This is a genomic window from Nocardioides epinepheli, assembly GCF_037936805.1.
Classification (GTDB): Bacteria; Actinomycetota; Actinomycetes; order Propionibacteriales; family Nocardioidaceae; genus Nocardioides.
Map to the genome: position 1 here is coordinate 183,815 of NZ_JBBMMC010000005.1, position 13,488 is coordinate 197,302.

The 13,488-nt window shown below is 70.4% G+C and carries 12 protein-coding genes; 10 read left to right on the top strand and 2 right to left on the bottom strand.

Annotated features, from left to right (window positions below):
* Nucleotides 1–66 precede the first annotated feature (66 nt).
* From WMR31_RS08960 to WMR31_RS08980, 5 genes are all read left to right on the top strand, one after another.
* Entirely contained in the window at nucleotides 67–1,704 is a 1,638-nt protein-coding gene (locus WMR31_RS08960; protein ID WP_340538453.1) for an ABC transporter substrate-binding protein, read from the top strand.
* Between the two features lie 91 nt (nucleotides 1,705–1,795).
* Entirely contained in the window at nucleotides 1,796–2,824 is a 1,029-nt protein-coding gene (locus tag WMR31_RS08965) for an ABC transporter permease (RefSeq protein ID WP_340538454.1), read from the top strand.
* The gene (locus WMR31_RS08970) at nucleotides 2,824–3,888 is read left to right on the top strand and encodes an ABC transporter permease (RefSeq protein WP_340538455.1); all 1,065 of its coding nucleotides are present in this window, start codon (nucleotides 2,824–2,826) and stop codon (nucleotides 3,886–3,888) included. Before WMR31_RS08965 ends, WMR31_RS08970 begins: the two co-directional genes overlap by 1 nt.
* Nucleotides 3,885–4,952: an ABC transporter ATP-binding protein gene (locus WMR31_RS08975; protein ID WP_340538456.1), complete on the top strand. Its 1,068-nt coding sequence runs from the start codon at nucleotides 3,885–3,887 to the stop codon at nucleotides 4,950–4,952. The genes WMR31_RS08970 and WMR31_RS08975 overlap by 4 nt, the downstream gene beginning before the upstream one ends.
* Nucleotides 4,936–6,288, top strand: a complete 1,353-nt coding sequence (locus tag WMR31_RS08980; protein ID WP_340538457.1) for an ABC transporter ATP-binding protein — start codon at nucleotides 4,936–4,938, stop codon at nucleotides 6,286–6,288. The genes WMR31_RS08975 and WMR31_RS08980 overlap by 17 nt, the downstream gene beginning before the upstream one ends.
* Here the strand turns inward: WMR31_RS08980 and WMR31_RS08985 are convergent.
* Nucleotides 6,249–7,178, bottom strand: coding sequence for a RecB family exonuclease (locus WMR31_RS08985; protein WP_340538458.1), 930 nt, complete (start codon nucleotides 7,176–7,178; stop codon nucleotides 6,249–6,251). The genes WMR31_RS08980 and WMR31_RS08985 overlap by 40 nt on opposite strands.
* Nucleotides 7,179–7,244: 66 nt before the next feature.
* Between WMR31_RS08985 and WMR31_RS08990 the strand changes: the two genes are divergently transcribed.
* The 4 genes from WMR31_RS08990 (at nucleotide 7,245) to arc (ending at nucleotide 12,012) form a co-directional block, all read left to right on the top strand.
* Nucleotides 7,245–8,378, top strand: coding sequence for a M50 family metallopeptidase (locus WMR31_RS08990; protein ID WP_340538459.1), 1,134 nt, complete (start codon nucleotides 7,245–7,247; stop codon nucleotides 8,376–8,378).
* 130 nt (nucleotides 8,379–8,508) lie between these two features.
* Nucleotides 8,509–9,414 (top strand): tRNA (adenine-N1)-methyltransferase, encoded by a 906-nt coding sequence (locus tag WMR31_RS08995; protein WP_340538552.1) that lies wholly within the window; start codon nucleotides 8,509–8,511, stop codon nucleotides 9,412–9,414.
* On the top strand, nucleotides 9,411–10,139 hold the full coding sequence (locus tag WMR31_RS09000; RefSeq protein ID WP_340538460.1) for a glutamine amidotransferase: 729 nt from the start codon (nucleotides 9,411–9,413) through the stop codon (nucleotides 10,137–10,139). Before WMR31_RS08995 ends, WMR31_RS09000 begins: the two co-directional genes overlap by 4 nt.
* 121 nt (nucleotides 10,140–10,260) lie before the next feature.
* The gene (arc, locus tag WMR31_RS09005; protein WP_340538461.1) at nucleotides 10,261–12,012 is read left to right on the top strand and encodes a proteasome ATPase; all 1,752 of its coding nucleotides are present in this window, start codon (nucleotides 10,261–10,263) and stop codon (nucleotides 12,010–12,012) included.
* A gap of 54 nt (nucleotides 12,013–12,066) precedes the next feature.
* Here the strand turns inward: arc and WMR31_RS09010 are convergent, their stop codons facing one another.
* Nucleotides 12,067–12,720: a class I SAM-dependent methyltransferase gene (locus tag WMR31_RS09010; RefSeq protein ID WP_340538462.1), complete on the bottom strand. Its 654-nt coding sequence runs from the start codon at nucleotides 12,718–12,720 to the stop codon at nucleotides 12,067–12,069.
* A 46-nt stretch (nucleotides 12,721–12,766) separates the two neighbouring features.
* Here WMR31_RS09010 and WMR31_RS09015 point away from each other — a divergent pair, with 46 nt between their 5' ends.
* A complete protein-coding gene (locus tag WMR31_RS09015) occupies nucleotides 12,767–13,366 on the top strand; it encodes a lysophospholipid acyltransferase family protein (RefSeq protein WP_340538463.1) in 600 nt (199 codons plus the stop codon).
* Nucleotides 13,367–13,488 lie beyond the last annotated feature (122 nt).

Consider the following 13,488-nt stretch of genomic DNA (forward strand, 5'->3'; position numbering starts at 1 on the left):
TGACGTGGGCGACATGGGGGAGTACGTTGCCGGGGTTCTGCTCGGATGACTTGGAGGTAGACGCACGTGAATCGCCCACGCAAGGTTCTGACCCTGGCCGGCGCCGGTGTCCTGATGATCGGACTCGCCGCCTGTGGCGAGAGCAAGCGCGACGACGACGGTGGTGGCAGCGGCGGGGGCGGCGGCACCGACGGCGCCGCGGCCTCGGGGTCGTTCACCCTCGGCACGACCGAGTCGGTCACCGCGATGGATCCCGCCGGCTCCTACGACTTCGGCTCCTGGAACATGCAGTACAACATCTTCCAGCAGCTGATGACGATCCCGGCGGGCGCCGAGGAGCCGGTCCCGGACGCCGCGGACTGCGCCTATGACGACGCCAAGACCATCACCTGCACCCTCACCGAGGGCCTGAAGTTCTCCAACGGCAACGACCTGACCTCCTCGGACGTGCTGTTCTCGATGCAGCGCAACCTGGAGATCGCCGACCCGAACGGCTCCTCGGTGCTCCTGGGAAACATCAGCAACGGTGACCCCGAGAACCAGAAGCTGGCCGACGGCGCCATCGAGACGCCCGACGACCAGACGGTGGTATTCCACCTCAACCAGCCCGACACCACCTTCCTCAAGCTGCTCTCGACGGCCACCACCTCGATCGTCGACGAGGACACGTTCCCGGCCGACAAGCTGCTCGAGGACGACAAGATCATCGGCTCGGGTCCCTATGTCCTCGACGAGTACAAGGACGGCGAGTCGGCGGTGCTGGTCGCCAACGACGGGTACTCCGGCGACAAGGCCCCGAAGACCAAGACGATCTTCGTCAAGTACTACAACGACCCCGCCCCGCTGCGGAACGCCATCGGTGCCGAGCAGATCGACATCGCGTGGCGCACCCTGAGCCCCACCGACCTGAACTCCCTCGAGGGCGAGGGCAAGGTCGACGTCCTGCGCGGTGACGGCTCGGAGTTCCGCTACTGGGTCTGGCAGCTCGGCAAGGGCGGCCCCGGCAAGGACGTCGCGGTCCGCCAGGCGGCTGCCCAGCTGATCGACCGTGCGGCGATCGCGAAGAACGCCTACGACGACACGGTCACCCCGGCACTCTCGATCGTGCCGCCGGGCTTCGCCGGCCAGAAGGACTCCTTCGCCGATAAGTACGGCGAGGGCCCCGACGTCGCTGCCGCCAAGAAGATCCTCCAGGACGCCGGCGTCGCCACCCCGGTGAAGATCACCCTCGGCTACACCCCGACCCACTACGGCCCCAACGCCGTCGACGAGGCCAACGAGTTCGCCGCTCAGCTCAAGGACAGCGGCCTGTTCGAGGTCGAGATCGCCGACGCGGAGTGGGAGGAGTACCAGACGCTCTACAAGGAGGGCGCCTACGACCTGTTCATCCTCGGCTGGTACCCCGACATCCTGGACGCCGACAACTACCTCACGCCGTTCCTGCGTGACGGTGGCTTCTTCGCCAACGGCTACAGCAGCCCCGAGGTCAACAAGCTTCTCGACCAGGAGCTCGGCCAGACCGACGAGGCGGCCCGCGACGAGGAGATCGGCCAGCTGCAGGACATCACCGCCGAGGACGTGCCGCTGATCCCGTCGTGGAACGGCCAGAACGTCGCGGTGGCGACCTCGAAGATGTCCGGCGTCGAGGAGACCCTCGACCCGACCTACATCTTCCGCTTCTGGGGGATCAGCAAGTCCGAGTGATCGACCCGCTCGACCGCGACGGGGACGCAGGCGCGACGCCTGCGTCCCCGTCGGCCCACCCGACTGATCCACCCTCGCCCCGAGGAGGCACATGAGCGCCGCGTCCGGATCCCTGCCTCGCTATATCGCGATCCGACTGCTCCTGGTGATCCCGATGATGTGGGTCCTGCTCACCATGGTCTTCCTGCTCCTGCGCGTCGCGCCCGGTGACCCGGTGAGCGCCGCCGTCGGAGACAAGCTCGCCCCCGACGCACTCGACGCCCGCCGGCACGCGCTCGGGCTCGACCGTCCGCTGATCGTGCAGTACTTCGACTACCTCGGCGACGTCGTGCGCTTCGACTTCGGAAGGACCATCAGCGACGGCCAGCCGGTGCTCGACCTCATCAAGCACCAGGGCGGGGCCACGCTGACCCTCACCGTCGGCGCGTTCTTGTTCGCCCTGCTGATCGGCATCCCGCTCGGACGGCTCGCCGGACGACGCCGCGACACGCCCACCGACGCCGCCATCCGGATCTTCGGAGTCATCACCTACGCCGCGCCGATCTTCTGGGTCGGCCTGATGCTGGTGCTGCTGGTGGTCAAGCTGGCGCCGGACTGGCCCATCGACGACATCGCGACACCCGAGACCAAGTACTACGTGCCGGAGAAGACCGGGATCATCCTGCTCGACGCGATCCTGGTGAGCGACTGGATCTCGGTCAAGGACATCCTCCAGCACCACGTGCTGCCCTGTTTCACCCTCGGCCTGCTCCTCTCCGGCGTGATCATCCGACTGGTGCGGGTCAACGTGATCCAGACCATGAAGGGCGACTACGTCGAGGCGGCGCGCGCCCGAGGGATCCCCGAGCGGCGCGTGGTGAGCAAGCACGCCTTCCGCAACGCCCTGGTGCCGGTGATCACCGTCATCGGGCTCCAGTTCGCGCTCACCCTGTCCGGGGCGATCCTCACCGAGCGGACCTTCAACTGGCCGGGGCTGGGCAACTCCCTGGTCAACTACGTCACCGCACGCGACTACATCGCGGTCCAGGGTCTGGTGACGTTCTTCGCGATCGCGGTGGTCCTGGTGAGCCTGGTCGTCGACATCATCAACGCGCTGGTCGACCCCCGAGTGAGGTACTGATGGCCGAGCACAGTCACGACTGGCGCTTCTGGCGCCCGGTCGCCCGTTGGATCGCCCGCTTGTTCCGCACGGTGTGGAACACCAAGGGCCTGGCGCGCTGGATCTTCCTCACCGGGCTCGCGCTCACCTTCATGTTCGTGATCTTCGCGCTCTTCGCGCCGTGGATCGCGCCCTACGACTTCGCCCAGACCAGCGTCGACGGCGTCCGCTTCCCCAAGCTCGGCGGTCCGTCCTCGGCGCACATCCTGGGCACCAACGACCAGTTCTACGACATCTTCTCCCGGGTCATCTGGGGCGCGCGGACCGCGCTGCAGGTCGTGCTGCTCTCGGTGGTGCTCTCCGCCCTCATCGGTGTGCCGCTCGGCCTGCTGTCGGGGTTCATCGGCGGGTGGGTCGACCGGATCGCGGTCTTCTTGATGGACGCGCTGTACTCCTTCCCCTCGCTGCTGCTGGCGATCGTGTTCTCGTTCCTGCTGCGCAACGCCATCGGCGGGGGCATCCTGGCCGCGGCCCTCTCGCTCACCGCCATCTACATCCCGCAGTACTTCCGCGTCGTGCGCAACACCACGGTCTCGGCACGTGAGGCCACCTATGTCGAGGCGGCCCGGGCGATCGGCGCAAAGCCGGTCACGATCATGCGCAAGTACCTGTTCGGCAATGTCGTGCAGTCGGTGCCCGTCATCGGCACGCTGAACGCCGCTGACGCGCTCGGCACGCTGGCCGCGCTGGGCTTCCTCGGTCTCGGCATCCAGCCCACCGAGGCCGCCGAGTGGGGCTACGACCTCAGCCGTGCCCTCGACGACGTGTCGGCCGGCCGGTTCGCGCCGGCGTTCTGGCCGGGCCTGGCGATCGTGCTGCTCATCACCGCGCTCACCCTGGTCGGCGAGGGACTCAACGAGACCCTCAATCCGGCCCTGCGGCGGCGCCGGATCCGGCAGGCCGTGCTGCCCCCGCGCAGTGACGACTCGGTCGCCGACTTCATGGCCGACACCCAGACCGGCACCTCGGCCAGCGCATGGGCCGATCCGGACGGCGCCGATGGGTCGAAGGAGACGCCACGATGACCCTGCTCGACAAGGAGGCCACACCCGGGACCCCCGCCGGTCCGGTGCTCGAGGCCGTCGACCTGCGCGTGTGGTACGGCACCGACAAGGGACCCGTGCGAGCCGTCGACGGCGTCACCTTCGAGCTGCGCCCCGGGGAGATCCTGGGGCTGGTGGGGGAGTCGGGATGCGGCAAGTCGACGCTGGGACGCGGCCTGCTCGGGCTGCTTCCCGACGGCGCGGCCCGTGACGGGGAGCTGCGCTTCCGCGGCGAGGACATGCTCAGCCTGCGCCCCAAGGAGCAGTACCAGATGCGGGGCAGCCAGCTCGGCATGATCTTCCAGGAGCCGCTGACCCGCCTCAATCCCATGATGCGGATCAGCGACCACTTCGCCGAGACCCTGCGCATCCACGAGCGCGGGATCTCCAAGGAGGAGGTGGAGAAGCGGTCCCTCGAGGCACTGCGCGTGATGGGCATCCCGCCCACCCGGTTCCGGGCGTACCCGCACGAGTTCTCCGGCGGCATGCGGCAGCGGATCATGATCGCTCTCGCGCTCGTGCTGCGCCCCGCGTTCGTGGTGGCCGACGAGCCGACCACGGCCCTCGACGTCCTGGTCGAGGCGCAGATCATCCGCATCCTGCACGACCTGCGGAAGGCCTATGACACCTCGATGCTGCTCATCACCCACAACCTCGGGATCGTCGCCGAGGCGTGCGACCGGGTGGCGGTGATGTACGCAGGCAAGATCGTGGAGATCGGCCCCGCCAAGGAGGTCTTCAGCAACCCGCAGCACTCCTACACCCGCGAGCTGCTCCGCTCCACGATCTCGCTGTCGACCGAGGGCCTCAACTTCATCGACGGCGCACCGCCCGACCTCACCGATCCGCCGTCGGGCTGTCACTTCCACCCGCGCTGCCCCGACGCGATGCAGATCTGCGCCACCACCGAGCCCCGCATGCGCGATCTCCCTGGAGGTGACCGGGTGGCCTGCTGGGCCGCCGACATCCGGCACGGGCTCACCCTCAGCGAGTCCGACCGCCGCCCGCTGGCCCGAGAGGAGATCGCTCTTGCCGACGAAGCCTGAGTCGCCCGACCTGACCAAGTCCGCCGCCCGGCCCGCCGACCGCGCCGACCGTGGCGAGCCGATCATCGAGACCGAGGACCTCGAGGTCCACTTCCGCCTCCAGGGAGGCTCGCTCGCGCGACTCCTGGGGCTGCCGACCCGGACCGTCAAGGCGCTGGACGGCGTCAACGTCGAGCTGCGTCGTGGCGAGGTACTCGGCGTGGTCGGTGAGTCCGGCAGCGGGAAGACCACCCTCGGCCGGGCGTTGCTGGGCCTGGCGCCGTCGACGAGCGGGAAGATCCGCTTCCACGGCTCCGACGGCGAGCGCCTGGTCTCGCACATGAAGGGGGCCGAGCTGCGGCAGCTGCGCACCGACGTCCAGATGGTCTTCCAGGACCCCTCGGCCGCCCTCAACCCCTCGATGACCATCGAGGAGGCGGTCGGGCACCCGCTGGTCGTGCACAAGATCGCCAAGGGAGCCGAGCTGCGCCGGCGGGTGCACGAGGCCCTCGAACGCGTCGGGCTCTCGCCGGTGGAGCGGTTCGCCTCGAAGTATCCCTCCGACCTCTCCGGCGGTCAGAAGCAGCGGGCGGTGATCGCCCGCGCGATCATCCTCGACCCCGAGGTGCTGGTCGCCGACGAACCGATCTCGATGCTCGACATGAGCGTGCGGGCCAAGATCCTCCAGCTCATGCTCGACCTCAAGGACGACCTCGGGCTGAGCTACCTCTACATCACCCACGACCTGGCCAGTGCGAAGTACTTCTGCGACCGGATCGCGATCATGTACCTCGGCCGGATCGTCGAGATCGGGCCGACCGCGGAGATCTTCGAGAACCCGCGGCACCCGTACACCAAGGCGCTGCTGAAGGCGATCCCCGACCCGGACCCGGAGCGGATGGTGCCGCGCGACCTGCCGCGCGGAGAGATCCCCGACGCCGCCGAGCCCCCGCTGGGCTGCTCGTTCCATCCCCGCTGTCCCGAGGCCACCTCGGTCTGCGGCTGGGAGTCGCGCGACCTGCGCGTCATCCTCGAGCAGCACTGGACCCGGCGCGGGACCGACTTCGCCGAGGAGGCCAAGCTGATCGGCGGCCTGGACGCCCTCGACGTGCCGAGCACGACGGCCACTCTCGGCAAGGGCGCCCCCGATGCCGCGCTGCGGCTGTTGGAGGAGGTGCGCAACGAGGCCCCCGACGACCCGCTCTGGACGGGCGTGCGCTCGATGGAGTCCGACGGGTCGGAGGTCGTCGTCCGGTTCGAGGACGGCGTCGACCCAGGTCTGCGGCCCGCCGGCGGCGTGGAGGTGGCCTGCGTGCTCTATCCGGACGACGAGGCGACGGGCACCGCTGCGGGCTGAACCGCGACCTGATCGGCGACCGGCCGCTCCGGGAGCGGTGGAGGCGTGCCGCCCCAGGCCGGGCACAGCGCCTGATGGGCACACCAGGCGCACAGCGCACTGCGTCGGGGCTGCCAGTCACCGGACTGCTCGGCCTCGCGGATGGCGCGCCAGATCGCCTCGATCTTGCGCTCGGTGGCACGCAGGTCGTCGGCGTCGGGCTCGTAGGTGACGACCTCGCCGCTGCCGAGGTAGACGAGCTGGAGCATCCTCGGCACCACGCCACGGGTGCGCCACAGCGCGAGGGCGTAGAACCGCAGCTGGAAGAGGGCCGAGGCCTCGAAGCCGGGCGCGGGGGCACGACCGGTCTTGTAGTCGCTGATGCGCAGGGAGCCGTCTGGAGCCTCGTCGAGCCGGTCGACGAACCCGCGCAGCAGCAGCTTGGAGTCGAGGAGAGCCTCGACGTAGAGCTCGCGCTCGGCCGGCTCGAGTCGTCGGGGGTCCTCCAGCTCGAACCAGGTGCGTACGACGTCGTGGCAGCTCAGCAGCCAATCGGCGGCGTCGGGAGTGTCGGGGGTGGCGAACATGGTGGCGGCCTCGGGGTACTGCTCGAGGAGGTCGCGCCAGGCGGGCTCGACCATCGCCACCGCGCGTTCGGGAGTCCGCTCGCTCGCGGGGAGGTCGAAGATGTCTTCGAGGACCTGGTGCACCAAGGTGCCGCGGATCGCGTCGGTGGACGGCGGCTCGGGCAGCCGGTCGATCGTGCGGAACCGGTAGAGCAGGGCACACCGGGTGAAGTCGGCGGCGCGGCTCGGCGAGAGCGCGCCGAGGACGTCGACGCCGTCGACCTCGGTCGAGACCCGCTCCGCCGGAGACTCGGCGGTCTCGCGCTCCGCCCCTTCCACGCTCACGCCGCCAGCGTAGGCTCCGCTACCGACACTGCCGCTAGCGAACCGCTGATTCCCTAGGCTGTAGCAATGTCCCGCCCCCCAGGCAGCTACCGCGTCGCCACGGTCGGCGGCGTCCCGGTGGTGGTGTCGGCGTCCTGTCTCCTCGTCATCGGGGTGCTCGCGGTGGTCCTTGCTCCGCGTGCGGCCGACGTCGTTCCCGGACTCGGTACGCCGTGGGTCTATGTCGCCGGTGCGCTGGTGGGCGTGCTCGTCTACGCGGCTGCCCTGGTGCACGAGGGTGCCCACGCCCTGGCGGCCAAGCGCCACGGACGACGGGTCGACTCGGTGTCCTTGAGCGCCACCGGCGGCCGGACGGCGTTGGAGGGCGAGGCCGGGTCGCCGGGCGAGGAGTTCACGATCGCCGTCGTCGGGCCGATGGTCTCGCTCCTGCTCGGCGCAGCCGCCCTGGGCGGGCGGCTGCTGGTCGAGGACGGCATCCTCGCCCTGCTCCTGGAGGCGCTCGTCCTGGCGAACCTCGTGCTGGGGCTGCTCGACCTGGTGCCGGCGCCACCGCTCGACGGCGGGCGGATGGTCAAGGCGCTGGCCTGGCGGCTGGCCGGGTCGCCCCGGCGGGGAGCGATAGCGGCCGCCTGGTGCGGTCGGGCGGTCGCCGTGGCGGTCTTCGTCCTCCCGGTGGTCAGCCAGCTCGTGACCGGTGATCCGCCCCGTCTCGCCGTGGTGGTCGTATGTGCGGCTCTCGCGCTGCTGCTGTGGACGGTCGCCGGCAGCGAGCTCGCCATCAACCGGCTCCGGCTGAAGGTCGGTGCGCTCGTGCCGGCCGATCTCGCGCGCGCGGTGCTGCAGGTCGCCCCCGACCTCCCGCTGGCAGAGGCGCTGCGCCGCGCGGCGGAGTCCGACGCCGGCGGCATCGTCACCGTCGACCCGACGGGCCGACCGCTGGGCCTGGTGGTCGAGACCCGGCTGGACGCGACACCCGACGAACGGCGGCCATGGGTCGCCACCTCCACTGCCGCGGACCCCCTCGACGACGGGCTCTGCCTGCCCGCAGACGTCACCGGCGACGGCCTGCTCGCAGCCGTCCAGCGACGTCCGGCGTCGGCGTACCTGCTGATCGACGCCGCGGGCGGCCTGCGCGGCGTCGTCTCGATGCACGACCTCGACGCCGCCGTGGGGCACCGCGCCCGTCCCGAACGCGGCTGATCGGCGACCCACCCGGTACGGTTCCGCGGTGTCCACGACGTCCGAACCGGCCCCCGACAGCCACCCTGACGGCCCCACCGACGGCCCCGATGTCCCTCCCGCAGCCTGGTCCGGCGTCCACCGCGGCCCGCTGCGCGCCGGCGAGTGGGTGCGCCTGGTCGATGGCAAGGGACGCCGGCACAACCTGTGTCTCGAGCCCGGCAAGCGCTTCTTCTCCAACCGCGGGCACGTCGAGCACGACGAGATGATCGGGCGCGAGGAGGGCTTCACAGTGATGGCCTCCTCGGGGGGCGAGTACCTGGTGTTCCGCCCGCTCCTCTCGGAGTTCGTCGTCTCGATGCCGCGCGGCGCCGCGGTGGTCTACCCGAAGGACGCCGCCCAGATCGTCGCGATGGCCGACATCTTCCCCGGCGCCGACGTCGTGGAGGCCGGTGTCGGGTCGGGCGCGCTCACCTGCTCGCTGCTGCGCGCCGTCGGTCCGTTCGGTCGGGTCCACTCCTTCGAGCGGCGCGAGGAGTTCGCCGAGATCGCGCGACGCAACGTCGACCAGTTCTTCGGCGCTCCCGACGGCGAGAGCCACCCGGCCTGGACCCTCACCCTCGGCGACCTGGCCGAGGCGCTCCCGGCGACGGGGGAGCGGTGCGACCGGATCATCCTCGACATGCTCGCGCCCTGGGAGTGCCTCGACGCCGCCGCGGACGCGCTGCGCCCCGGCGGGATCGTGTGCGCCTACGTCGCCACCACCACCCAGCTGTCGCGGTTCGTGGAGACCGTCCGGGTCCACGGCGGCTTCACCGAGCCGCAGGCGTGGGAGTCGCTGGTGCGCGACTGGCACGTGGAGGGGCTGGCCGTGCGGCCGGGCCACAAGATGATCGGGCACACGGCCTTCCTGGTGACCGCACGCCGGATGGCGCCGGGGCAGAAGGCGCCGGTCAAGAAGCGGCGGCCCGCACCGGGCGCCTACGGACCCGACTACACCGGCCCCCGGGCCGAGGCGGGCGAGACGGCCGAGACGGGCGAGGACGCGCCGCGGTGAAGCCCTTCCTCCTGCTTTCCATCCGTGCCGAGCCGGCCGCCGCCGACGACGAGCACGCGGCCTTCGCGCGCTTCCTCGGCGTCGAGCGCGCCGACCTCCCACGGATCCAGCTCGGCGTGGAGCCGCTCGACGTCTCCCTCGACGACTGGTCGGGGATCCTGCTGGGCGGAGGCTCGTTCACCTACTCCGACGACGTCGCCGCGAAGTCTCCCGCGCAGCAGCGGGCCGAGGCGGACCTGTGGGGGCTGCTCGATCGGGTGGTCGCGGCCGACTTCCCCTTCCTTGGCGCCTGCTACGGGATCGGCACCTTGGGCAGTCACCAGGGCGGCCTGATCGACCGGTCGCATCCCGAGCCGGTCGGCCCGCTCTCGGTGACGCTCACCGACGCAGGGGCCGACGACCCGCTCTTCGCCGGCCTGCCGCGCGACTTCGCGGCCTACGGCGGCCACAAGGAGGCGCTCACCGTGCTGCCCGGGCACGCGGTGCGGCTCGCGACGTCGGTGGCGTGCCCGGTGCAGGCCTTCCGGGTCGGTGCCAACGTCTATGCCACCCAGTTCCACCCCGAGCTCGACCTGGCCGGCATCGAGACCCGGATCGAGACCTACGCCACCTACGGCTACTTCGCGCCCGAGGAGTCCGGCGCCCTGCGCGCTGCCTCGCGCGCGGTGGCGGTCAGTCATCCGATGACGATCCTGGGGAACTTCGCCCGGCGCTACGCCCGGTAGCACTCCGCGTGAGCCTGAGCGCCGGTGACCCAAATGTGACCAGCATCGGCACGGCAACCCCTCGCGCTGCCCCCGCGCGCAGGTAGGGTCGCTAGGACAGGAGGTGAGTCGAATGTCGAGCATGAGTGACGGCCCCAGCCGTGGCAGTGGCGACCGGGACCCCGCGGAGCTGATCGCCCAGGTGCGCTACCTCGAGTCGGAGGTCTCCGAGCTACGCCGGCGCCTTTCCGACAGCCCGATCGGCGCGCGAGGCCTCGAGCTCCGGCTCGCGGACACCCAGCGATCGCTCGCCGCGGTCACGTCCCAGAACGAGCGGCTCGCACAGACCCTGCGCGAGGCCCGCGACCAGATCACCAAGCTCAAGGAGGAGGTCGACCGCCTGGCGCAGCCGCCGGCCGGCTTCGGCACCTTCCTGGGGCGCAACGACGACGACTCCGTTGACGTGTTCACCGGCGGCCGCAAGCTGCGGGTCAACGTGAGCCCCGGCGTCGAGCTCGACGAGCTGCGCCGCGGCCAGGAGGTCATGCTCAACGAGGCCCTCAACGTCGTCGGCGCGATGGAGTACGAGCAGGTCGGCGACGTCGTCATGCTCAAGGAGGTGCTCGCCGACGGCGAGCGGGTGCTCGTGATCGCCAACGCCGACGAGGAGCGCGTCGTCCGACTGGCCGACCCCCTCAAGGAGCTCACCCTGCGGGCCGGCGACTCGCTGCTGCTCGATGCGCGCGCGGGCTACGTCTACGAGGTCGTCCCGAAGTCCGAGGTCGAGGAGCTCGTGCTCGAGGAGGTGCCCGACATCGCCTACGAGTCGATCGGCGGCCTCGGCGGGCAGATCGAGCAGATCCAGGACGCCGTCGAGCTGCCCTACCTGCACCCCGAGCTGTTCAAGGACCACCAGCTCAAGCCGCCCAAGGGCGTGCTGCTCTACGGGCCTCCCGGGTGCGGCAAGACCCTCATCGCGAAGGCCGTCGCCAACAGCCTGGCCAAGAAGGTCGCCACCAAGACCGGCCAGGAGGGGAAGTCCTACTTCCTCAACATCAAGGGCCCCGAGCTGCTCAACAAGTACGTCGGCGAGACCGAGCGCCACATCCGCCTGGTCTTCCAGCGGGCGCGCGAGAAGGCCTCCACCGGAACCCCGGTGATCGTGTTCTTCGACGAGATGGACTCGTTGTTCCGCACCCGCGGCTCGGGGGTGTCCTCCGACGTCGAGAACACGATCGTGCCGCAGCTGCTCAGCGAGATCGACGGCGTCGAGCTGCTCGAGAACGTGCTGGTCATCGGCGCCTCGAACCGTGAGGACATGATCGACCCCGCGATCCTGCGTCCGGGCCGACTGGACGTGAAGATCAAGATCGAGCGGCCCGACGCCGAGTCGGCGCGCGACATCTTCAGCAAGTACCTCGTCCCGACGCTGCCGCTGCACGCCGACGACCTCGCCGAGTTCGGCGGGTCGCCGGAGGCGTGCGTGGCCGGCATGATCCAGGCCACCGTCGAGCGGATGTACGCCGAGACCGAGGAGAACCGCTTCCTCGAGGTCACCTACGCCAACGGCGACAAGGAGGTCCTGTACTTCAAGGACTTCAACTCCGGCGCGATGATCCAGAACATCGTCGACCGCGCCAAGAAGATGGCGATCAAGGACTTCCTCGACCACGACCAGCGCGGCCTGCGGGTCTCGCACATGCTCCAGGCGTGCGTCGATGAGTTCAAGGAGAACGAGGACCTGCCCAACACCACCAACCCCGACGACTGGGCGCGGATCTCGGGCAAGAAGGGGGAGCGGATCGTCTTCATCCGCACCCTCATCACCGGCAAGCAGGGCACCGAGCCGGGTCGGTCCATCGACAACGTCGCCAACACCGGCCAGTACCTCTGAGGTACCTCTGACGTCAGGCACCTCTGCGCATCGCCCGGGCGCCCCGGGTCGCGGTCACCGCGGCTCGGGGCGTCCTGGTTCCTGCTCGCCCCTGACGTCGACGCGGCCGCGGTAGCCGAAGTTCCACGGGGAGTGCGGGCCCTCGGGCAGGTAGTCGGTGCGGATGGTCGCGGTGTCGAAGCCGGCGGCGTCGAGAAGACCACGGACGTCGCGGCTGAGGTGGCATCCGCCGGCGACTCGGCGCTGGAGAGGGTCGATCCGGCGCTGCCAGGCGGCCATGCGCGACGTCGGAGCCAGCCCGTGCTCGAGGACGGCGAGGGTGCCGCCTGGCCGCAGCACGCGACGTACCTCGCGCAGTGCGAGGGCCGGGTCGGGGATCGTGCAGAGCGTGAAGGTGCACAGGGCGTGGTCGTAGCTGTCGTCGGGTGCGGCGAGGTGCTGTCCGTCCAACCCGATCCGGCGCACCGGCGTCGACTCGCGGTCGCGGCGGCGTGCGGACAGCTCCCAGCCACGATCCGAGGGCTCCACGGCGTCGATCCGCGTCACCGCGGGTGGGAGGTGGCGCAGGTTGAGTCCGCTGCCGAACCCGAGCTCGATGACCTCGCCGGACAGCCCCGCACAGATCTCGGCCCGCAGCTCGCCGATCTCCCGGCCGCGCAGCGCCCGGTCGACGATCCACGGCACCACCCGCTCGTCCCACACCCGCATGCCGATCAGTGTGCCTCAGCGGCGCGGTGGCGGTACCTTCACCGCCATGGCTCGCCCGTTCCTGATCCGCCGGACCCTCGCTCGCGGCCTGCTGCGGCTCTCGGGATGGCGCACCACCGGCACCGTGCCGCGGCGCGGCATCCTGGTCGGCGCACCGCACACCTCGAACTGGGACTGGGTGCTCACGATGCTCCTGGCCTGGGACAGCTCGGTGCAGATCCGGCTGCTGGTGAAGAACTCGTTCTTCAAGGGGCCGATGGGACCGATCATGCGCGCCACCGGCGCCGTGGAGCTCGACCGCGCCAACCCCGCCGAGACCATCAAGGCGCTCCTGGCCGACGCCCGGACCGACGAGACCTTCCTGCTCGGCATCGCCGCTGAGGGCACCCGTAGCAAGAGCGACTACTGGAAGTCCGGCTTCTACCGGATCTCGCAGCAGACCGGCATCCCGGTCACCCTGGCCTACCTCGACCGGCCCTCGCGCACCGTCGGCTGGGGCCCCACCTTCGAGCTCACCGGCGACGTCGGCGCCGACATGGACCGGATCCGCGCGTTCTACGCCGACAAGACCGGCTTCCGGCCCGAGCTCACCACGACCCCGCGCCTGCGCGAGGAGGACCGAGGACGCGAAGGGACCTCCGGCTAGGAGTCCACAGATTCCGCACCGGCCGCTTCGGCGTCGTGCTACCAATGACGACGACCGACGTCTCGACTCCAATCCCTGGGAGAACCCGTGAAGAAGCTGCTCATCGCCCTGCTCGTCGCCGC

Coding starts and splice junctions, on each gene's coding strand:
- WMR31_RS08965 (WP_340538454.1), top strand. CDS start 1,796: ATGAGCGCCGCGTCCGGATCCCTGCCTCGCTATATCGCGATCCGACTG.
- WMR31_RS08970 (WP_340538455.1), top strand. CDS start 2,824: ATGGCCGAGCACAGTCACGACTGGCGCTTCTGGCGCCCGGTCGCCCGT.
- WMR31_RS08975 (WP_340538456.1), top strand. CDS start 3,885: ATGACCCTGCTCGACAAGGAGGCCACACCCGGGACCCCCGCCGGTCCG.
- WMR31_RS08990 (WP_340538459.1), top strand. CDS start 7,245: ATGTCCCGCCCCCCAGGCAGCTACCGCGTCGCCACGGTCGGCGGCGTC.
- arc (WP_340538461.1), top strand. CDS start 10,261: ATGAGTGACGGCCCCAGCCGTGGCAGTGGCGACCGGGACCCCGCGGAG.
- WMR31_RS09010 (WP_340538462.1), bottom strand. CDS start 12,720: ATGCGGGTGTGGGACGAGCGGGTGGTGCCGTGGATCGTCGACCGGGCG.
- WMR31_RS09015 (WP_340538463.1), top strand. CDS start 12,767: ATGGCTCGCCCGTTCCTGATCCGCCGGACCCTCGCTCGCGGCCTGCTG.